The sequence below is a fragment of the Chitinophaga sp. G7 BAM 1005 genome (genome assembly GCF_057126945.1).
In genome coordinates this window covers 1,832,053-1,853,771 of sequence record NZ_CP181478.1, presented here as the reverse complement: position 1 = coordinate 1,853,771, position 21,719 = coordinate 1,832,053, and the positions used below count along the sequence as shown (strand labels likewise).

Here is a 21,719-nt window from a genome sequence, read left to right as displayed (position 1 = left end):
CAATGTGCAGAATTATGAACAGCCTTTTGTTAATGATCACTACGTTGTTATACAGCGCCTGTCAGCCTTCGGCAGAAGAGATTACGCTGGTACGGCAGGGGCGCAGCGAATATGTGATTGTGCTGCCGGAGCATGCAACCAAAGCAGAAAGTAAGGCGGCGGGTATTTTCCGGGATTATATTCAACGTATTTCCGGCGCTGCATTACCGGTGATAACAGAACCACAATATAAAGAACAACCGGCCGTGTTTATTGGCAACACAACCCATAGTGCCGGTCCGGCCGAAATTCACGGAGAAGGTTTTTTCTCCGGCAGCAAAAACAAACAGCTCTTTATCCGTGGCGGCAATGGCCAGGGTGTGGTATACGGCGTATATTATATTTTACAAACGTATATGGGTTGCCGTAAGGATGCTGCCGGCCCTGCAGTAATCCCAACGGTGAAGGATATACGTTTGAACGGCGCTATCTCCGATTTACGGGAACCTGCATTTCTTTACCGGGAAAGCTATTACCCTCCTTCTATGGATGCCGAATACCTCGCCTGGCATGGGTTGCACCGGTTTGAAGACCTGTGGGGAATATGGGGACATTCCTTCTTCAAAATCCTTCCACCGGATACTTATTTCAAGGAGCACCCCGAATATTATTCAATGGTAAACGGCAAAAGGCAGCCATTACAACTATGTTTAAGTAATGAAAACGTATATACTTTAACGGTAGACTGGTTTAAAAAAGCGATTGCCGGTAATCCCGACGCCATGTACTGGTCCATTGCCCCGCAGGATGGCGGCGGTGGCTGTACCTGCGACTTGTGCCGCAAGGCAGATGCAGAAGAAGGCGGTCCCCAGGGTTCATTGATCCGTTTTGTAAACCGGGTGGCCAAACAATTCCCGGACCAGCGCTTTACCACACTGGCTTATGGCTACACCGCCAAAGCCCCGCTGAAAACAAAACCGGCCGCCAATGTATACATTATGTTGAGCACTATCGACGCATTCCGGCAGGAGCCATTAGCGCAGGCCCCTTCCGCAGCTGCTTTCCGCAAAAACCTGGAAGGCTGGGAAGCAACTACCGGTAACCTTTTCATCTGGGATTATACCACGCAGTTTACCAATTACCTGAATCCATTCCCCGATTATAGTAACCTCCAATCCAACCTGCAATATTTTACCACACATCATGTAAAGGGCGTATTTTCCCAGGGCAGCGGCGAAACTTATGGTGATATGGCCGAATACAACAGCTACGTACAGGCGGCACTGTTATGGCAACCGGATGCTGATATGAAAAAGATCACCGGTGACTTTTTAAAGGGCTATTACGGTCCTGCTGCGGCAGCGATGGGTCAATACCTAGATGCGCTCACGAACGCCGTTAAAAGCACCCGTGCGGTGCTGGATATTTATGGCAACCCGGTCTACTCATCGCATGATTATTTATCACCGGTACAAACAGACCTGTACTCCGGTTTCCTGGATAAGGCCGAAGCAGCAGCCGGTAACAACCCGCTTTATCTCCGGCGGGTGTATAATACCCGGTTGTTCCTGGAATACGCGGTGTTGCAGCAATCCCGCTTTTATGGCGCCGACAAATATGGCTACCTCCAGCCGGACGGCACGGTAAATCCGCGGTGGCCGCAACGTGTACAGCAATTTGTGGCGCAGTGCAAAACTGCCGGTGTGCAGGAACTTGCAGAAGGAGGATTATCACCGGATGCGTATGCACAGGAGTGGCAGGAATTGTTTTCCCGCAAATGGGTGAAGAGCCTTGCATTGGGTGCAGCAGTTACCCTCGTAAATCCCTACACCCCGGAGTATACGCCTAAAAAGGAACGTACCCTCACCGACGGATTAACCGGCGGCAATGACTTCAGCTACAACTGGCTCTTTACTTATGGCAAGGACATGATTGCCACCATTGATATGGGCAGCAGCAAAACTATCCGCCAGATCCAAATGAATTTTTTACAGGATGCGCGGCATTACATTTTCAATCCCACACAAGTGTTGGTAGAAACATCTGTGGATGGCACTCACTTTACATCTGCCAGTGTGAAGGATATCCCCGTTCCGGAGGAAGATTACACCGTGCGCATTAACCACTATTCTTTCCCGATTGCCGGAACGGCTGCCCGGTATATCCGGGTTACGGCTAAGTGCCCTGCCACGCTTCCTGATTGGCGCCTCGTGGAGGGGAAGAAGCCCGCGCTTTGTTGCGACGAGGTTACGGTAGAGTAAAGATGTACCTGACAGACCTTATATCCTGAATATTCTCCCATCCGGCCTACCACCCAAATCCCTTCTCCCAAAAATAAATTTGGAAAATAAACACTGTTCAGTATATTTGCACCGTAAACAATTCAACATGGGCATAATAGAAAGAAAAGAACGTGAGAAGGCTGAGATGCGCAGGCGTATTGTAGACGTAGCCATTCAAATGTTTGTGGACGAAGGATACGAGAAAGTATCGATCCGCAATATTGCTGACAAGATAGAATACAGTCCTGCAACTATTTACCTTTATTACAAGGATAAAGATCAGTTGTTGTACGATGTACAAACGGAGGCATTTGCAACCCTGGCAACAGAGTTCCTGCAAAAAGTGAATAGCAGTGATCCGTTCAAAAGATTGGAGCAACTGGCGGAAGCGTATATAGGATTTTCAAGGGACCATCCGGAGTTATATGACCTGATGTTTATCATAAAGGCTCCCATGAATGCCGTAATGCAGGAAGAAAAGTGGAAGAACGGTGATCCTGCTTACGATGCTTTATATAACCTGATGCAGGAATGTATCGACAAAAAATTAGTGAAGTTTAAAAATGCGACCGTCGGTGCGCTGTCGGTATGGGCCTTTGCGCATGGATTTGTGAGTCTGCGCCTGCGGGGAAGATGCACTAAAGTATCCGGAGTATCTGATGAAGATATGCCTGCAGTGGAAGACGAAGCCCTTAAAGAATACCTGCGGATGATTAAAGCATAGTATTGCTTTGTGAAGATGAAATGTGTAACCGGAAAATATACACTTAAAAGCCGCTACGGCTTTTTTTTAAAACCACCATTAAACACTGTTCAGTATATCAACAACGATTAACAAAAGCCTTGCGGGCTTTATTTTTTTCGGCATCAATAAACACCGTTCACTATGTACACATCAATCACAAAAGGAGCATTGTTAATACTCCTGCTCACAGCGGGTTTCAGCTCCTCTGCACAAAGTTCTGTGCTGGATCAATACATACAATCCGCCTTCAGCAACAATAAAGGACTAAAAGATCAAAACTTCCAGCTCACTAAATCGATGCTCGCTTTGCAGGAAGCGAAAAGTCTTTTTGGACCGAATGTATCGGTACTGGGCAGCTACACCAAATCGGCAGGCGGCCGTACCATCGACTTTCCCATCGGGGACATTATGAACCCGGTGTACAATAGCCTGAACCAGCTGACCAACAGCCATGATTTTAAAAACATCGACAACGTATCTGTGCAGCTGAACCCCGACAACTTTTACGATGCAAAAGTACGGGCCAGTCTTCCGCTGATCAATGCGGAGATCTATTACAACCAGAAGATCCGGAGAGAACAGATTACACAACAACAGGCAGCGCTGAATGTATACAAACGGGAACTGGTGCGCGATATTAAAACGGCTTACTACCAATATTACCAGGCCGCACAGGCAGTGGCCATTTACAATAACGCCCTGTCGCTGATCAATGAAAACATCCGCATCAATGAAAGCATGGTGCGTAATGGTATACGTAACAATACCGCCCTGTACCGCGCACAAACAGAGAAACAAAAAACGGATGCCGATATCAACAAAGCCATCAACGCCCGGCAGAACTCCAAAGCCTATTTTAACTTCCTGCTGAACCGTGCACTCGATGAAAACATTACACTCGACAGTACCCTTCTTCAAATACCGGCACAACTGCCCGGTAAAGATATCAACGGCCGCGAAGAGCTGGCCCAATACAAAAGCGCTGCTAACGTATACCGCTTAAACGAACAACTGCAACGCTCCTACCTGGTGCCAAAGCTCAGTACATTCATTGATCTCGGCTCACAGGGCACAGGCGCGCGTTTCGATAAAGATACCCGCTACTACCTGTTTGGTGTAAACCTGGAATGGAACCTGTTCGCCTCCCATAAATACAAATACAAAATTAAACAGGCGGCTAACGAAGTAGCCACCATTACCAACGCTGCCGACCAAACAACAGACCAGCTACGGCTACAGCTATACGAAGCCGTAAACAATTATCAGACCGCCCTGTTGAATTTCAAAACCGCACAAAGCCAGCTGTCGTTTGCGGAAAGGTATTACCGCGATCAGATGAAAGTATATAAAGAAGGACAACTGCTGTATATAGAACTGCTCGACGCACAAAACCAGCTTACACAGGCCCAGCTGCAAACAACTGTAACACAGGCTGCCGTGCAAACGGCCTACGCATCGGTAGAACGGGCACAGGCATCTTACGATATTAATAACAATTACAACAACCAATAAACTCACACCCATGAAAAATACATTGCTCCTGCTGCCCTTCTCCCTGTTGCTGTTTTCCTGCGGCAGCAAACCGGCAGCTACCACCGCCGTTTCCGATACCATCCCGGTGAAGATCATGCCGCTGGAGAAACAGGGAACCGCCGTTACGATCAATGCTTCCGGGCAATTTACCACCGACGATGAAGTATATCTTTCTTTCAAAACCAACGGTATCATCAGCAGCATCCTGGTAAAGGAAGGTGATAAAGTACATAAGGGACAATTACTGGCAACACTCAATCTCACAGAAATAAATGCACAGGTGCAAAAAGACCAGCTGGCCTTTGAAAAAGCCCAGCGCGATTACCAGCGTATTGTGCGATTGCATAACGACAGTGTAGCCACACAGGAACAGCTGGAAAACAGCAAAACCACTATGGACCAGGCCAGGCAACAACTGAGCACCACCCAGTTTAACCGCAGCTTCTCTGCTATTCACGCCACGCAGGATGGCTATGTACTGCATAAACTGGTGAGCAGCGGACAAATGGTGAATGCAGGTACACCGGTATTACAAACCAATGGCGCCAGCAGCTCTCACTGGTTACTTCGTGTAGGCGTGAGCGACAGGGAATGGGCGCAGGTAAAAAACGGCGACAAAGCCAGCATTGAAATATCCGGCATCCCCGGCGATACACTCACTGGGACGGTTACACGTAAATCTGAAGGCATTGATGCACAAAGCGGCACCTTCCTCATTGATGTACAACTCACCGGCAACAAGCCCGCCGCTATCGCGGCCGGCATGTTTGGCCGTTGTCATATTCACGCCGGCGCAGTTTCCGGCAGTACTGCATGGAGCATTCCATACGCCTCCCTCCTGGACGGCAACGGCAGCAGCGGCTTTGTATTTGTAACCAACGACAATAAAACCGCACAGAAAATACCCGTTACCATCGCAGGCATGGAAAAAGAAAATGTACTCATCAGCACCGGCATGGAACAGGCGAAGGCTCTCATCATTTCCGGCAGTGCCTACCTGAAGGATCAATCACCTATCCGTATCATCCAATAACTATTACGATCATGAAAATAGCCAGATATGCCGTCAAAAATTATCAGTTCACGCTGGTAATATTCATAATGATCATCGTGCTGGGCATCACCACCATCCTCAATATGCCCCGCTCTGAAGATCCTGAACTGAGATCGCCGCAATTTAATATCATTGTAGTGTATCCCGGTACCAGCCCTAAAGATATGGAAGACCTGGTGGTAGATCCAATGGAAAAAGAAATCTACGGACTGGACGATATGAAACGTGTTCGTACGTCCATCAGCGATGGTGTGGCTGTGATGCACGTGGAATATAAATACAGCTCCAACGTAGACCAGAAATACCAGGAGCTGGTGAGAGAGGTAAACAACAAAAGGCAGGAACTGCCGGCAGATATTTACAGCATTGAAGTACAGAAACAGGAACCCTCTGATGTAAATGTTGTGCAGGTAGCATTAATCTCTGAAAACACCTCCCGCGACAAACTCCGTTACTATGCCGATAAGCTGCAGGATGAACTGGAGAAAGTACCTTCCCTGAAAAATGTAAAGCTGCATGGCTTGCCTGAACAACAGGTAAGGGTAGAATTGCAGCTGGATAAAATGGCGCAGCTACACCTGCCGGTGAACACTGTGATGGAAGCTATGCAAAGTGAAATGGCCAATATACCCGGTGGCAGTATTGATGCCGGTGAGAAAAGTTTCAATATCAAAACCAGCGGTAACTATCAGAACATCGATGAAATCAGCAACACGATTGTATCTGCCGGTAACGGGAAAAATATTTTCCTGAAAGATATTGCCCGCGTATATTATGGCTTTGAAGACGAGAAATATTTTGTGCGGCTGAATGGTCACCGGTGTGTGGTAGTATCCGCAGCACAAAAAACCGGCGAAAATATCACTAAAACACAGATTGCCTACAAGCCGGTGATTGAGAAGTTCAAAAAAACACTGCCGGGCAATATCGATCTGGTGCAATACTTTGATCAGGCCGACGCGGTGAACAGCCGTTTAAGCGGTTTGGGAAAAGACTTTATCATTGCCATCCTGCTGGTAGCCTTTACCCTGCTTCCACTGGGTCAGCGGCCGGCGCTTATTGTGATGATCTCTATTCCATTGTCGCTGTCTATCGGTATTGTATTGCTGCAGCTGTTTGGCTATAGCCTGAACCAGCTGAGTATTGTAGGACTGGTAGTAGCGTTGGGTTTGCTGGTAGATGATAGTATTGTGGTAGTAGAGAATATAGAAAGATGGATGCTGGAGGGGCATAGCCGTATGGAAGCCACGCTCAAAGCCACTTCACAGATAGGACTTGCGGTAATAGGCTGTACCGCCGCATTGGTTATTTCGTTTATGCCGCTGGTGTTTATGCCCGAAGGCAGCGGCGATTTTATCCGCAGTCTCCCGTTGGCAGTGATCTTCAGCGTGCTGGCATCTATGGCCGTATCGCTGACTATCATCCCCTTCCTTGCCAGCCGTTTGCTTAAGGAACATACAGGTAATCCGGAAGGTAACCTGTTTATGCGTTTGCTCAAAAGGTTGATCCACGGCAGTTATGCAAAGTTGCTCGACAAAGCATTGCATCGCCCGGTGATTACCATCGTGGTATCACTGGTAATCTTTGGCGCCTCTATCGGGCTGTTCAAGGTGATTGGTTTCAGCCTGTTCCCGGCATCCGAAAAGCCACAGTTCCTTATTAATATCTTTGCACCGCCACAGTCGAACCTGAGCTATACCAATAATATTGTTCAGCAGATAGAAAAAGAACTGAAGCAGGAAAAGATGGTAAGCTACTATGCCAGCAACATTGGCAAAGGCAATCCGCGCATCTATTACAACGAAACGCAGGAGAATGAAAAAAGTGACTATGCACAGCTCTTTGTACAACTGGATCCGCATACCAGTCCGGCTGACAAAAATAAACTGATTGAATTGCTCCGTAAAAAATGGACACCTTATCCCGGCGCCAAAGTAGAAGTAAAGAACTTTGAACAGGGGCCGCCGATGGTAGCGCCGGTGGAAGTACGGTTATTTGGAGATAATCTGGATACCTTACGATCTTTAGCCGGCAACGTGGAAAAGATGCTGAAGAAAACCCAGGGTACCATCTATATCAACAACCCGGTAAGTAACCTGAAGTCGGACATCCGCGTGCGGATAGACCGTGAAAAGGCGCAGCAGCTGGGCATCCCCACAGCCAATATCGACAGGGTGGTACGTTTAGCCGTGGCCGGTATTAACCTCGGTCAGTACAACGACAAGAATGATAATGACTACGACATCCTGCTTACCAAGCAGAAAACAGCCAAACCCACGCTGGATGTATTCAGGGATCTGTACGTGAACAACAGCCAGGGAACCGCGATTCCGCTCTCACAGGTGGCACAGCTGCAGTTGGAAACATCTCCTTTAACTATTAATCACCAGGAGAAAAACCGCGTAGTAGCAGTGGGCGCATTTATAAAGAAGGGCTTTCTTACCGACCAGGTGATAGAGGATGTAGTAAAACAGATGGATGCCCTGAAACTGCCTGCAGGATATACTTACGAGATGGGTGGAGAAGTGGAGAGCCGGAAAAATTCCTTTGGTGGATTTATGAGTGTGATCATTGTTACCATCTTTCTTTTTGTGGCCGTGTTGATCCTTCAGTTCAAAACGTTTAAGAGTATGCTCATCGTTTTATCGGTGATACCTTTGGGTATTGTGGGCGCCGCCATTGCGTTGTGGCTCACCGGCAACTCGCTGTCGTTTGTTGCGATCATCGGGCTGATAGCACTGGCAGGTATTGAGGTGAAGAACACGATTTTGCTGGTAGACTTTACCAACCAGTTACGGATGCAGGGCAAGCCTCTGGATGCCGCCATCCGGGAGGCCGGCGAGGTACGGTTCCTGCCTATTGTGCTCACGTCGCTCACAGCTATCGGCGGATTAATCCCTGTAGCGATATCCACTAATCCACTGATTGCGCCGCTGGCCATTGTGCTGATAGGTGGTTTGATCAGCTCTACTCTGTTGTCGCGCATTGTTACACCGGTGGTGTATAAACTCATTCCGCCGAGGATTGAAGCCATTAACAATAACGGGCGCGATTCGCATAAACGGCAGGATCATAAGGAGGAGAAAGACGTATTATCGCCTCATGCCATAATTCACAGTTCGTAATTAGCAATTAGTTCCTTACTTTTATAGCTAATTTGCTAGTCACCAATCCTCTGAAAATTAGTTCTTATGAAAAAAATCTTCCTGGCATTTGCAACCATGCTCCTGATGATCTGTATCAGCTCACAGTCGTCACAGGCACAATTGAAACGATTCAGTATCGGACCTTTTGTTGAAGCAGGCTTCCCGGTAGGCGACTTCGGTGATACCCACAATACCGGTTATGGCATTGGTTTGGGTGCTGATGTAAAGCTGATAGCAGGTTTAACTGCTGTTGGTTCCGTGAGCTACTTTCATTTTGGCGGTAAAAGCTTTAACACAGGCGGCGTAACCGGCGACTATCCGGATTACAACGTAGTGCCTATCCGTTTGGGATTGCGGTACAACCTGATCTCTATTCTTTATGTGAAGGTAGAAGGTGGTACTGTTCAATATACCGGTAAAAACTACAGCGGTGTAGGCGGACTGGTAGCTCCGGGTGTTGGTATCCGTATACTGGGTCTTGATGTAGAAGCCAAGTATGAAGCGTGGTTTAAAGATGGCACCAGAAGTTTCTTTGGTCTGAAAGCCGGATATAATTTTTAAAAAGATGAGGGGCTGGTAGTTGTTACTACCAGCCCCTCATCTTTTTAAAATATCGTTGCTGTCCATGTTCTTTCAAACAATCCATCCGGCGCCAGCCGGTTGATCCCCTCTTTCTTTTCCAACTCCCGGGTAGCATCTACGCTGTCGGCAATTCCGCACCAGGGTTCAATACAAACAAAGTCGGCATCTTTAGCCGCCCAGATGCCCATATACGGGAAGCCTTCAAAGGCCAGCGTTAGGCCATGCGGCGTATGGTTGCTTTTGATGCTGATGGCAGTAGAGGCCAGGTTTTTGAATACCAGGGCATCATTATAAAACAAGGATTTCTTCAACGGCAATTCGTGCGTATGCTGAAGATATGGAACGGGAGTGGTTTCCACCTGTCCGCCTGCCGACAATGGCCAGATCCCCGCATCTTCTTCTTTATTAAAATACAGGTAATAATCTTCATACGTTGTATCCGGCACCAGCGGCAGTTTAAAAGCCGGATGGGCGCCTACGGAGAAGAGCAGAGTTTTATCATCACGGTTCAGCACCTGGTAGGTAACCTGTAACTGGTCGTCCTGCAGGAGATATTGGATGGTAAAGTCGAACCGGAAGGGATATACTTTACGGGTAGTGTCGCTATCTGAAAGACGGAGACTGACATGTTCCGCTCCCTGTTCCGTTACGGTAAACAGTTGCTCCCTGGCAAAGCCGTGGCGGCCAAGCGTGTAGAGTTCCCCGCGATATTGATAAGTGTTTTCTTTCAGGCCGCCTACTACGGGGAATAATACGGGGCTTTTCTTGCCCCAGAAGGCGGGGTCGCCACTCCATAAATACTCGAGGCCGGTATCTTTCCTCACAATGCTCTGCAGTTCTGCTCCCTGGGGGTTCACCAGTACGGTGAGTTTTTCGTTGGAAATCTGTATCATAATCTGAAGCTGTTATAATAGAACAATGCGAAGATAGGCTGTAAATGGAACAAAGCTTTGTACCTTTGCCAGGTATTTTTTAACCTTACAAAGCGAAGGCATAATGGAATCATTAAAAGGAAAAAAGGCCCTGATCACCGGTGGTGGCAAAGGCATAGGCCGTGCGCTGGCAATAGCGCTGGCACAGGAGGGCGTAGATATAGCCCTGTTGGGACGTAGCGCCGGGCCACTGGAAGCAGTGGCAAAGGAAATCAGTGGTATGGGCGTAAAGGTAGCTTATGCAACTGCAGATGTGAGCGATCTTCCCGCGGTGAATGAGGCGGTGGCCGGGCTGACAAAAGAATTGGGGGAACCCGATATCCTGATCAACAATGCCGGCATTGCTGCTTTTGGCAATTTTATGGACCTGGACCCCGCTCAGTGGGAGCAGATCATCCGGGTAAACCTGCTGGGCGTGTATTATGTGACCCGAGCCGTATTACCGGGAATGATAGCAAGAAAAACAGGCGACATCATCAATATATCTTCCACAGCAGGGCAACGGGGCGCACCACTTACCAGTGCTTACAGCGCTTCCAAGTTCGGCCTGCTGGGCTTAACAGAGTCGCTGATGCTGGAGGTAAGGAAACACAATATCCGGGTGAGCGCCTTAACGCCGAGCACCATTGCAACAGATATGGCTAAGGACCTGAACTTAACAGATGGTAACCCGGACAAAGTATTACAGCCGGAAGACCTGGCGGAGTTTGTAGTAGCGCAGCTGAAGCTGAACAGAAGAGTGCTGGTGAAATCAGCCGGGTTATGGTCTACCAATCCATAAAGACCAGACCTTGTTTCAGCAGGCGCCTTCCTGCTGAAACAAGGATATCCCTTTATTTTTTGTTACAAATGCGATAGGCGTACCCGATAGAGGCAGTAGCAGCGCCGGCATTATTTTTACCATTGGCGCGGCCTTCCTGAATGTTGAGGAAGCCATAGTTTCCACCCCCTTCCACAAACACCTGGTGACGGCCGAAGATATAGGCCAGTCCTACGTTTCCGCTTACTCCCACATTGAAAGTATGTAACTGATCTTTGATGTCTGTTGTTTTGCCGAAAGACTGGGGTTGCTGCGTAATAGGCTGTTTCCCTTCCTCATCCAGGTAAAGGATGCTGCTGCCGCTGGTTACCTGTTTGGCACTCAGGAGAAAGCCGAAGAACGGGCCTGCATCCACGTAGAGGCGTAAGGGTGAGGTAGGTCCCAGGTTCCAGCCAAATTTAGCCAGGATGGGCACCATCAGGTAGTTCAGTTTTGCCTGGCTCTTAAAATCCGCATACAGGTAAGTTGGCGCAGGCATGCCGGGAGGCAATGCAGCGGCCATTTCGGACGGGAAAGGGAATGCCTGAGTCCCTTCTTTTTTACCACCCTGCGATGAGTAGGAGATCATGGCTTCAATAGAAAAGAGTTTGCTGATATGATATTCACCGAGGATACCGAAATCCGGTCCCTGCCGCGAGCTGTAGCCCGTATTGAGGGGATTGCTCTCACTACCGCCGGCAGTAAGATTCGGGATACTGATGCCTCCGCGGACACCAAGATCGACCTGTGCATTTGCCTGTATACAGAATAGCAGGAGAGCAGGCAGAAGCCATTTGTAAGAGCGATGGAATTTCATAGTTAATAAATTGTAAATCAAATTTACTACTTATCTCACATTACTTAGCCAGCCCGCTATAAACAATAATACTTCCCGACTGGCGGGTTCGTTATGCATTTCGTGGTACATGCCCTCCCACTCACGGTAGGTAAGCAAGGCGGAGGGCGCCCTTTCAGCAAATAAACGGGAGCCTTCCACGGCGGTAAATTCATCGGCATTGCCGTGAATAAGCAGCGCCGGCACACATAGTTCAGCCGCATGTAACAGGCACCAGGCGCCGTTTTGAATCATGTCATTTGCCAGTCGCAGGCTCAGTTTATCATGACGCAGAGGATCAACCCTGAATTTCTCCACTTCGGTCTTATCATGTGAAATTTTATTGATGTCCAGTCCTTGTTTGATCCGGATATCGGGGACTATTGCGCTGGCCACTTTCAGCACTCCTTTCAGGAAGCCGCCGGGACGTGTGCCAATGATCAAAGCCGGTGCGGAGATAACCGCCGCCAGAATTTCCGGCTGCCGACGGAGTAAGAAGCCGGTGAGCACGCCGCCTCCCATACTATGACCATACATTACCACCGGTTTGTGATAGGTATCTTCCACATGCCGCAGGAAGCTTTGTAAATAATCGAACATAAACTCAAAGCCTTTGGTCGCGCCTTTTGTTCCATCGCTTTTACCGTGGCCGTAGTGATCGATGCCAATCACCAGGTATCCTTCCTTCATGAAAAAGGCGGCCACATGATCATAGCGGCCAATATGCTCCCCGATGCCATGTACAATAATCATGACCCGCCCGAAGTTTTCAGGGATCCAGTTGATACCATGAAACCTGGTACGCTGATAAAACCAGTAAAATTCATTCATAGCCGGAGGTGCTGGTGCAGAAACGAAGATAAAGAATATCTTTACGCCCTATTTCAACCAGATAAAATTAACTGAATAACACAAATGAGCAAACAAGCCACCACTTCGCCGGTGTACAGCATTCCTTTAAGTTACCGTAAGATGGAAAACCTTCATATTGTTTTCTGGCTGTTAAAAGATATCAGCTGGTGCATGATATGGAAGCCCCTGGGCGTTGCGATGATCTTTCCCACCCTGATCATTTCCATCGTGATCGCGTGGCGTACCCGCCAGTTTATGTCGGAGCTTTGCCACAATGTGGCGATCTCCGTATGGATCGCCGCTAACTCCTACTGGATGATCAGTGAGTTTTTCCATTTTGACACACAGGTAATTACTGGCGATATCACTTTTAAACACCTGGCGCTGATTCCTTTTGTAACCGGGATATTAATACTGGCTTACTTCTACCTGTATTATCAACCCAGGCATAAAGAAACAGAAGTGATCACTGAATAAGGCATGTATGCAGCAATGCCCGTATTTCCGGTTCCAGTAAGGATTTGTCTTCTACCTAATATTTACCAGGTAACAATTATTCCCGCTGCACCGGGAGCCTCAGCGTGGTATGGGTGGCGCTGTCCGCCTTGTAATTCATTCCACTTCATATACGCCGGCAGCCGGTTCCGGCATGCGCACATTAAACGCTATGCGCGGTGATTTCAGGCGGATAATATTCACCGACAACGCAGGTACTTTCCAGCTGAACTGCGGCGCCGCAGTTTGAATAGTGGAAGTATGCGGTGTATAAGCTTCGGGGGATGCAAATGAATTCTCCGCGCCTGGCTTATCAGCCGTTAACGTGATCACCTGTGCAACAGGACTCACCGCGGCTCCGTCCAGTCGAATATCCGCATCTACAGCGCTTTCGCTGGCATTCACGATTTTAAGGATAATGTCCCCGTTCTTTTCATCTTTGCCTGCAATAGAAAATAACTTTTGTGGTTCGCGGTAAGTCATGAGCAGTGAATTATCTACAAAACACTTCGCTTCATCATTGTTTACTTCGAGGCGGATATCATACCAGCGGCCGGATTCCAGCGGTGCTTTCAGCCGTACCGGGTTGCTGATACCGGCTACATCGTAGCCGTTGGTAAGACTTTCAAACATGGCATTGGAATTCAGCCAGGAGCCAATATGCGCGCGTAAGCAGGTATTGGTATCTTTTACAGCAAAAGGAATAATAAATGCGTTTACCCCACCGGTTTTACGGGCTTTGAGCAACAGCGTATATGCGTTGAAGTGATGAGCCTTCAGAATGGCCAGTTGTTGGGCACCAGCAGCTGTTTGCGCAAGAAGACCGGCTTGTTTCTTCCAGCTGCCTCTTACCGGTAGCCAGTCTGTTAGCTGCGGATCAAGGCGGCTGTTGTAAACAGTATCGCCCTGTTGCACGACGGTAATATCTTTATACTCCGCTTCCGTATCCCAGGTAGCGAGACCAATACTTCCCGAAAATTTTGGCGTTACATTCTTTTCCGGCAGCAGGGTGGTTGTTACAGGATAGTTGAAAGTGGCTTTGTGATCATTCAGCATATTAAGCGCATAATAGGAGATCCTTCCGAAGCTGGCGCCTGCGTTGAAGTGAATAAGGTTCACGGGCCAGTCCACATCATGCTCATTTACCAGTAAAGGCGCATAGCTACTCATCTTTACCAGGTCGGCATTCTTCTCCATGCTCATTACATACACCGCATCACTGAGGGCCGCCTGCATGTTACCGTTTCCTACGCCGGCATTGGTGGCATACTCCCCTACATACATCTGCCAGTTGCCCCGTTTGTATTTATCGAAGTGATCAAAGTTGCGCAGGCTCCAGCCGGCATCTTTATAGGCATGTTCATCCACGATATCTGTATGCCGCATACTATCGAGGGTATGCCGGTTTACATCGCCGATGCCCATACTGGCAATGATTTCTATCTGCGGATATTTTTTGTGGATGGCGTCATAAAAAAGATTGTACCGTTTTGCATAATCCGGGCCATGTTGTTCGTTGCCTACCTCCACATACCTGAGCGGGAATGGCTCCGGGTGACCATTTACAGCGCGTTGTTTTCCCCAGCGGGAGGTAACGGGACCAATCGCATATTCGATGGCGTCTAATGCACTCTGGATATACGGCGCTACGCTATCGTACGGCACAAAGGCGCCGCTGCGGTATTCACAGGAAATGCCTACATTAAAAACATACAGCGCCGCAGCGTTGATATCTTCACAAAACTGCAGGTATTCATGATATCCGAAGCCGTTGCTGCTCCAGTAACCCCAGGGACTATACGAAGCCGTACGCTGTTCTACCGGGCCGAGCGTGGTTTTCCAATCGGGCGCACTTTCCACGGTAATACCTTCCACATAGCAGCCGCCGGGCCAGCGTACAAAGGCAGGTTTCATTTTCCGGATAAGAGTGGCAATATCCGCACGCATTCCATTGGGGCGATCCCGGAAGGTATGCACCGGGAACAGCGATACCATATCCAGCAGCAGGATGCCGCTCTGGTGAAAGGTAAGTACCAGCCGACCGGCAGGATCGCTTCCTTTCGCCATAAGAGTGGCATTATATTTTTTCCAGGAAACGGAACCGCTGATCTGCAACACGGTGTCCGCCAGGATTTGTCCTGACGCTGTTTGCAGGGAAGCGGTTACTTTTCCCGTGTATCCTTTAACGTTATTTGCGAAGAAGGACAACCGGTAAGCGGCTCCCTTTTCCACGTTCATGCCCCAGAAGCCTTCGTTAACAAGGGCTGCGCCTTTGCCGGTTGTTTTCACCTGCATCGCATGAGGCGTTGCGGCATTCAATGGGTGATCCGTTACCAGCGAGAGCTGCGCATTGTTTTCCGCGTGCCATGCCGGCCACCGGCTTTGCAGTGCCCATTCCATTTTCCAGCCGGATACCTGGCCGTGCAGCATGAAATGCGGCTTTTGCGGGAAAGGCGCCAGCCAGCCGTTTTCCAGCCTTGTACCAGCTGGAATGCGGTGATCTTCAAAGCCGCGGTTTTGCACCATTTCAGCGTATAGTCCTCCTTCACCGGCGTGACTGATCTCTTCAAAGAAAATACCGTGCAGGGTTGCAGGAATAACAGCCCCCTTTTCCGTGGTATTTACGGTGATTTCAGCCCTTTTCTGGGCAATGACAGGGCTACTTGCTGCGAGCAGCCAGATAGTGGCCAGAAAGCCTCGTTTCATGCGATTCATATATTATTCAACTATCCATTCGTGTATTCCGGCGGCATTATCTGCCGGCAATTGTATTTCCAGTTTTAAGGCGGTAGTGGTAACCGGCTCAAAAGTGATCACGTTATACTTGTCCTTCTCTATAGTATAGGGCGTTTTGGCGTTTACCGGTTTCCACTCCGCTCCCTGTTTGTAATACAGCTTCCAGGCAGCGGGCACTCTACATCCGCCAAAAGGACCGTCGTCGTACCAGTATACCTTAGAGCTGCTTACCGTATGACTGCTATCGAATGTATACTGCACCCATTCCGTAGTGCCTTTGGCGGGCCACCAATGCAGGTAAAGGGCGCTGTTATCTTTTGAGTCTTTCGGTTCATACTGATCATTCAGGGCCATATACATGCGCTGATTTTTTACAGAAGCCGTTACTTTACTTTTAGAAGCGATGGTAGGTGCAGGTTTTGGACGGGCAGCTGAAGCTTCAAACGGAATCCACACCGTCATTTCAGCGGGACCACGATTCGCCCAGGAAAAATAAGGTATAGCCGTTACTGTTTGACTGCTTTGAATCAGCGAATCAGAATTCAGTTGCCGGCTGGCAGAATTACCGGGCATTTGCAGCGTCATTACCCCACTGAACAGATCCGGACGATACACAGGAGAAACCAACGCCTGTTTATCCACCACGATATTTTGTACAGTGGCGTCTTTATTATCCGGTCCCTCCAGGCAATACATGATAGGCCCGCGTTCCAGCGCAAAGCGGGAGTGGTCGTCCTTTACCGCTGCAGCAGCCAGGATCTTTCTTACTTCCATCGGGAAATCCAGTGTCACCTTATCCCCTTTCTTCCACGGACGGCTGATCACTGCATAGCCTTTTTCTGTCGTATAGGCAACGGGGTTACCATTGAGCAGGATGGGGATCTTTACGGCTGAACTGTCTTCTTCAAAATACAGGTTGCCCGGTACCGGCCTGTTTTCCGCCCAGCCCGGAATACGTACCCGGAGTGTAAATGTAGTAGGTTTGGTAGTATTGATCGTGATTTCATCTTTTCCATTCCAGGGATAATCTGTTTGCTGAATGATATTTACTTTACCGGCTTTCAACTGAATGGTGGCGGAGTCGCCTACGAAAAGATTCACGTACAGGTCATTGTCTTTCTGCGCATATACATACCCCGGCATGGAGGGCAGGAAGCGGGTCATATTGGAAATGCAGCATGCACATCCAAACCAGGCGCTTCGCTGGTGTTGTCCCATAGAGGCCAGCGGGTTGGGATAAAAGAAACGGTCGCCGCTGATGGATACCCCGGAGAGCAAACCATTGTACAGTGTACGTTCCAGCACATCAATATATTTTGCATCGCCGTGCAGGAGGAACATGCGGCTGTTCCAGTATACGTTGGCAATGGCTGCGCAGGTTTCCGCATAGGCCGACATATTCGGCAATTCATACGCAGCCCCGAATGCCTCTCCTGCACCGATGGCGCCAATGCCGCCGGTGATATATAGTTTCCGGTCCACCACATCGTCCCAGATATCATCAATGGCTGCCAGGTATTTACGGTCGCCCGTTAAGGCGGCTACATCAGCCATACCGGTGTACATATAGGTAGCACGTACGGCATGCCCTACGGCCTCGTGCTGATCTGTTACCTTCTTGTGCGACTGGCTGTACTCCTGGCTGTAGTGGGTATCCGGACCACGAACATCCAGGAAAAATTTAGCCAGGTCGAGATACGACTTGTTGCCCGTTACCCGGTACAGGCGGGTGAGGCCTGTTTCCACGATCTGGTGACCGGGGAATTTTTCTTCTTTGCCCCAGCCGAAGTCGTGCACCAAAAGATCCGCGTTGCGGATGGCAATATTCAACAACGTTTTTTTACCGGTAGCCTGGTAATGCGCTACTGCCGCTTCAAACAGGTGACCGGAATTATACAATTCATGGCTCAGGTCTTCTTCTTTCTCCCATCTTTTACTGCCAATCCATGCATGTGGCTTTGCTGCTTTCACGGTACGAAAGGTATAGAGATATCCATCTTTCTCCTGGGCGGCGCCGATAATGCTGATCAGTGTATCCAGGTATTTTTCCAGACCAGGATTGGGCTGCATCTGCAATCCGTAGGAAGCCCCTTCGATTACCTTATACAGATCAGTATCATCAAAGGTATATTCAGTGAGCTTATCGCCTGGTATCTTACCCGCCGCACGTAAAAAGTTATCGATGCGACCTGTCTTTCTGCACTGCTCCAGCGTATACGGAATTGTTACACTGGCGTTGGTTCTTATCTTCGGCGCCCAGAAATTATCATTCACACGTACCTGTGTAAAAGCCACCGGTTTAATCGGATAATCTTTCTGCAACTGCGCCTGTACTGTCGTGTTGGTCATCAGCATACCGGCGCCGGCCAGCGCCGCCTTTCCCCAAAATGATCTCATACCTTTTATCTTTATAGTCTTACAATATAATATTCTATAATTGTCTAAATAACAATTGGTTTTATCTGCAGACGGGATGTGATACTCGCGGATATTATGGCCACTTACAACTTCGTCACATTAGGCATTCTTATAATCACCTCGTAGCTGCCTTCAAATAATATCTGGAAACCAAACCGTGGATTGGCAGCCCAGGCTTTGGTAGCGGCGCCGTCCATCTTAATAAACCATGCAGGAATGCGGTAATAGATCAGGTAATTTACATACCCCGGGATCAGCTTGGCGGGATAAGGCGCAATGGCATAATCTGTGATCAGTGCAGTATCCGTTACAATCACCGGGTTAAACCTTGCGTAGGAGGCGAAAGAGGGGCGGTCGCCGCGGGTAATCACTTCTCCGTTCTTAGGGTTAAACAGTTTACCGTTCTTATCCATGATCTTCAACATCACTTTGGTACCGGTAGCGGATATACGTTTTAACTCCATCGTACCTTTCATCTCACCGGGAAAGGTATTGGTAACAGAGTCGAATCCCGGGATCACCGGTACTTCTGTCATACGGATATACTCCGGATCTTCAATATGCAGGCGCGCAATATTCTTATACACCTTGCTCCCGTTTACATTGGTTGCCTTTACATCAAATTCATACACACCGTTAGGAATGTTAGCAGAAGGCGACTTAAACAGGAACCCGCCATTCACCGGGTTAAACTCAAAAGGCAACTCCTGTAAACTGTCCTGTTTTGCGCGTAACTCCGCAATCGTAGTATCGGTGTCCGGATCAAAAGACATCTTATCTTTAAATACCCATACCGGGTATCTAGTAGTAAATGCGGCTGGTAACTTGCCCCCTCCTACCGGCCGTATATCCAGCATTTCAAATGTTACCGGTGGTGTGGAACCATCGAATAAAATGCCGGGATAACGGGCAGTAATTCCTTTCGGAATAAATATCTCCGGGCTTTTGTAACGGATACCATCGCTCAGAAAACCTTCTTCCACTTTGGTACACGCGGCATTCATCAATACAAATGCAATGATGGCGAATAAGATATATTTCATAGTCATCTTATTTTTAGTTTTCCCTGTAAATGTAAAATCCCATGTTGGCGTTGGCTTCCAATACATGCACCATACCTGTTGCGGTGCGTACTTCAGAAGTTTGCACATACGCATAAAAATCAGGTTCTCTGTTCTCCGTACCTTCGGGTACGTCTTCATCTGCCAATCCGAATACCCGCCGTATCTGTATCCTGTTGGTCGTTGACCGGATACCGCTTACATCGATATAATACTTCTCCAGCAGCAGGAAATAATTACCTTCACTGTTAATGCTGGTGAAGCTCTTCTTAGTATAGCTCATGGCTTTTTTATCAATTACACCTTTGAATATATGCCGCCGCAGGAAGAACTTAATACTATCTGTCGTCAAACTATCCAATGTAAATTTGATGTTCTCATTATTATACTTCCGCTGTATAGCGCGTGTTTGCTCTGCCAGGAAACTGGCCACACCTAAATTAGTGGGCGAAAAGAAAGTAATATCGCCGTTGATCTCGTCTTTCATACCTGCGCGATCTATCAGCATTACCACGGTATCCAGCACTTTACTTTCTTTCAGGAAATCGTAGGTCGACATCTTCCTGATCCTCTCCAGGTTGGTATTGCCTTCATCAACGAGGTAGTTATCTTTTTTACATGCTGCCAGGATCAGCAGTGATCCGAGTAGCAGATGAATAATCTTCATGATAAACAATTTGGATAAAAATTAAATTTTACCTGCCCAGTATTTATTCTGCACCAGCAACCTGTTGTTGTTGAACAACGCAGGGTCCAGCGGCAAAAGGAAGCCTTCCTGGTTATACCTGGCGGGCGTAAGCCAGGGCACTACGGATCGTTTCATTCTTACATCATCAAAATAAAGCTGGCCTTCCATAAACAGTTCGCGCGAGCGCTCTGTCATGATTTCATCCAGCAGGCTGTTGTAAGTAAGCGGCGATTCGCTTACATACAGCGTAGAGTCCATCTGCGGTTGGTTGCGCGATCGACGGAAGCTCCGCAGCTGCGAGTAGGCTTCTCCCAATTCTCCCTTGTATACGGCGATTTCCATGCGGTTCAGCAATACATCTGCATACCGGATCAGGGAAACATTATTATCCAGGTAAGGTTCCGCCTGTTGATTTGGATTGTTGTAGATGATGTTACTGTATTTTGTTAAGATGGGTTGGGAGCCGTCTGCATCGTAGAGAAACAAACTTCTTCGTATATCCGTATTAGGTAGCGTATCTTCCGGATTTGGACCCGTTTGAATAATGCGTGGGTACAGGTTATTCACAAAGCTGTTGCCCAACAGCAGTTGGCTCCAGTCTGTTTTGGCCAGTACCGGGATTCTCAGAAACTTCATCGGCATCAGGTTGTTTGAGCCCTCGTTATAGGCATAGCGCGTATATAACTCAAAGATACTTTCACGGGTGTTACCGGTAAATACCTTTGCATACTGGATACTGTCTACCTTCCCGGTGGGAGCCGGCAAACCATACAACCCGCTGCTGATAATGCTTTCCACCAGCGCGGAAGCTTTTGCTACATCTGCCATATCAGGGGTGGCTTCAAAGACGGGTTTTTTAATCACGCAGGCCCGCCACAGGTATACCTGTGATTGCAGTGCCATCACCGCGGCTTTATTGGGTACAGTACCCCTGTTGGCTTCTACTTCATAAGTCATATCCAGGCAGATGGCCGCGGAATCCAGATCATTCAGAATCTGCTGCACTACTATATTTTTATCTGTACGTGCCAGCGGCTTATTGGCAATGGGATCAGGGTCCGGTGTTAATACCAGCGGCACATCGCCAAAAGTGCGGAGTAGCTGGAAGTACACATAGGAACGGATAAAAAGAGTTTGCCCTGCGATGTTTTTCCGTCCTTTTTCCGGATCATCGGCAAAGGTATCGTCCGGTACCAGCGGCAGCTTTTCCAGTATCAGGTTTGTTTGCAGAATGGTGCTGTAAAACCTCGACCAGTTGCGGAAAACATCCAGGTAGTTCATTTCAAACTTACCCACCTGTATGTTCCAGTCGGAATTGGAAAAATAAGGTCCCTGCCTGATAATGATAAACTGATCACCCAGCGTCATGTCGCCCAGGTTATGGAAGTAATCCTGGTCGAGCATGTTGGAGCGCAGTGAAGCGTATGCACCAGCCAAAGCCTTCTTCATATCATTCTCCGACTTCCAGAATTTCTCTTCGTAAGTGGTATCCTTTGGCTCCTGGTTCAGCATTTTCTTACACCCCGATAAAAATGCTGCCACTATAATGATGATAATTAAAGTCCGTTTCATAAAAAGTGTT

At 48.3% G+C, this 21,719-nt stretch carries 16 protein-coding genes; 8 read left to right on the top strand and 8 right to left on the bottom strand.

Annotation, left to right across the window (positions count from 1 at the left end; all coding sequences use genetic code 11):
• The first annotated feature begins 14 nt into the window (after window positions 1-14).
• The 6 genes from ACMXI2_RS07510 to ACMXI2_RS07485 all read left to right on the top strand — a co-directional run bounded on the left by ACMXI2_RS07510 (window position 15) and on the right by ACMXI2_RS07485 (window position 9,300).
• Window positions 15-2,240 carry a DUF4838 domain-containing protein gene (locus ACMXI2_RS07510; protein WP_483781080.1) on the top strand — a complete coding sequence of 742 codons (2,226 nt, stop codon included), beginning with the start codon at window positions 15-17 and terminating at the stop codon, window positions 2,238-2,240.
• A 127-nt stretch (window positions 2,241-2,367) separates the two neighbouring features.
• Window positions 2,368-2,985 (top strand): TetR/AcrR family transcriptional regulator, encoded by a 618-nt coding sequence (locus tag ACMXI2_RS07505; protein WP_483781079.1) that lies wholly within the window; start codon window positions 2,368-2,370, stop codon window positions 2,983-2,985.
• A gap of 162 nt (window positions 2,986-3,147) precedes the next feature.
• Complete coding sequence (locus tag ACMXI2_RS07500) at window positions 3,148-4,518, top strand: TolC family protein (protein WP_483781078.1); 1,371 nt, start codon at window positions 3,148-3,150, stop codon at window positions 4,516-4,518.
• 10 nt (window positions 4,519-4,528) lie between these two features.
• Window positions 4,529-5,572, top strand: a complete 1,044-nt coding sequence (locus tag ACMXI2_RS07495) for an efflux RND transporter periplasmic adaptor subunit (protein ID WP_483781077.1) — start codon at window positions 4,529-4,531, stop codon at window positions 5,570-5,572.
• Window positions 5,573-5,583: 11 nt separating this feature from the next.
• Window positions 5,584-8,718, top strand: a complete 3,135-nt coding sequence (locus tag ACMXI2_RS07490; protein WP_483781076.1) for an efflux RND transporter permease subunit — start codon at window positions 5,584-5,586, stop codon at window positions 8,716-8,718.
• 66 nt (window positions 8,719-8,784) lie between these two features.
• Window positions 8,785-9,300 carry an outer membrane beta-barrel protein gene (locus ACMXI2_RS07485; protein WP_483781075.1) on the top strand — a complete coding sequence of 172 codons (516 nt, stop codon included), beginning with the start codon at window positions 8,785-8,787 and terminating at the stop codon, window positions 9,298-9,300.
• A gap of 44 nt (window positions 9,301-9,344) precedes the next feature.
• Here ACMXI2_RS07485 and ACMXI2_RS07480 read toward each other — a convergent pair whose 3' ends face one another.
• The gene (locus ACMXI2_RS07480) at window positions 9,345-10,214 is read right to left on the bottom strand and encodes an aldose 1-epimerase family protein (protein ID WP_483781074.1); all 870 of its coding nucleotides are present in this window, start codon (window positions 10,212-10,214) and stop codon (window positions 9,345-9,347) included.
• A gap of 103 nt (window positions 10,215-10,317) precedes the next feature.
• On the opposite strand from ACMXI2_RS07480, the gene ACMXI2_RS07475 reads away from it, so the two are divergent.
• Window positions 10,318-11,034, top strand: coding sequence for a 3-ketoacyl-ACP reductase (locus ACMXI2_RS07475; protein WP_483781073.1), 717 nt, complete (start codon window positions 10,318-10,320; stop codon window positions 11,032-11,034).
• 52 nt (window positions 11,035-11,086) lie between these two features.
• On the opposite strand, the gene ACMXI2_RS07470 is transcribed toward ACMXI2_RS07475, so the two are convergent.
• Window positions 11,087-11,869, bottom strand: coding sequence for a porin family protein (locus ACMXI2_RS07470; RefSeq protein ID WP_483781072.1), 783 nt, complete (start codon window positions 11,867-11,869; stop codon window positions 11,087-11,089).
• A gap of 30 nt (window positions 11,870-11,899) precedes the next feature.
• Window positions 11,900-12,718 carry a lysophospholipase gene (locus tag ACMXI2_RS07465; RefSeq protein ID WP_483781071.1) on the bottom strand — a complete coding sequence of 273 codons (819 nt, stop codon included), beginning with the start codon at window positions 12,716-12,718 and terminating at the stop codon, window positions 11,900-11,902.
• An 84-nt stretch (window positions 12,719-12,802) separates the two neighbouring features.
• On the opposite strand from ACMXI2_RS07465, the gene ACMXI2_RS07460 reads away from it, so the two are divergent.
• Window positions 12,803-13,216, top strand: coding sequence for a hypothetical protein (locus ACMXI2_RS07460; RefSeq protein WP_227024590.1), 414 nt, complete (start codon window positions 12,803-12,805; stop codon window positions 13,214-13,216).
• Window positions 13,217-13,351: 135 nt separating this feature from the next.
• Here ACMXI2_RS07460 and ACMXI2_RS07455 read toward each other — a convergent pair whose 3' ends face one another.
• The 5 genes from ACMXI2_RS07455 to ACMXI2_RS07435 all read right to left on the bottom strand — a co-directional run bounded on the left by ACMXI2_RS07455 (window position 13,352) and on the right by ACMXI2_RS07435 (window position 21,709).
• Window positions 13,352-15,940 carry an alpha-L-arabinofuranosidase C-terminal domain-containing protein gene (locus ACMXI2_RS07455; RefSeq protein ID WP_483781070.1) on the bottom strand — a complete coding sequence of 863 codons (2,589 nt, stop codon included), beginning with the start codon at window positions 15,938-15,940 and terminating at the stop codon, window positions 13,352-13,354.
• Window positions 15,941-15,952: 12 nt separating this feature from the next.
• Complete coding sequence (locus ACMXI2_RS07450) at window positions 15,953-18,367, bottom strand: glycoside hydrolase family 127 protein (RefSeq protein ID WP_483781069.1); 2,415 nt, start codon at window positions 18,365-18,367, stop codon at window positions 15,953-15,955.
• A gap of 104 nt (window positions 18,368-18,471) precedes the next feature.
• Window positions 18,472-19,431 (bottom strand): hypothetical protein, encoded by a 960-nt coding sequence (locus ACMXI2_RS07445; RefSeq protein ID WP_483781068.1) that lies wholly within the window; start codon window positions 19,429-19,431, stop codon window positions 18,472-18,474.
• Window positions 19,432-19,444: 13 nt separating this feature from the next.
• Window positions 19,445-20,116 (bottom strand): fasciclin domain-containing protein, encoded by a 672-nt coding sequence (locus tag ACMXI2_RS07440; protein WP_483781067.1) that lies wholly within the window; start codon window positions 20,114-20,116, stop codon window positions 19,445-19,447.
• A gap of 21 nt (window positions 20,117-20,137) precedes the next feature.
• Window positions 20,138-21,709, bottom strand: coding sequence for a RagB/SusD family nutrient uptake outer membrane protein (locus tag ACMXI2_RS07435; protein ID WP_483781066.1), 1,572 nt, complete (start codon window positions 21,707-21,709; stop codon window positions 20,138-20,140).
• Window positions 21,710-21,719 lie beyond the last annotated feature (10 nt).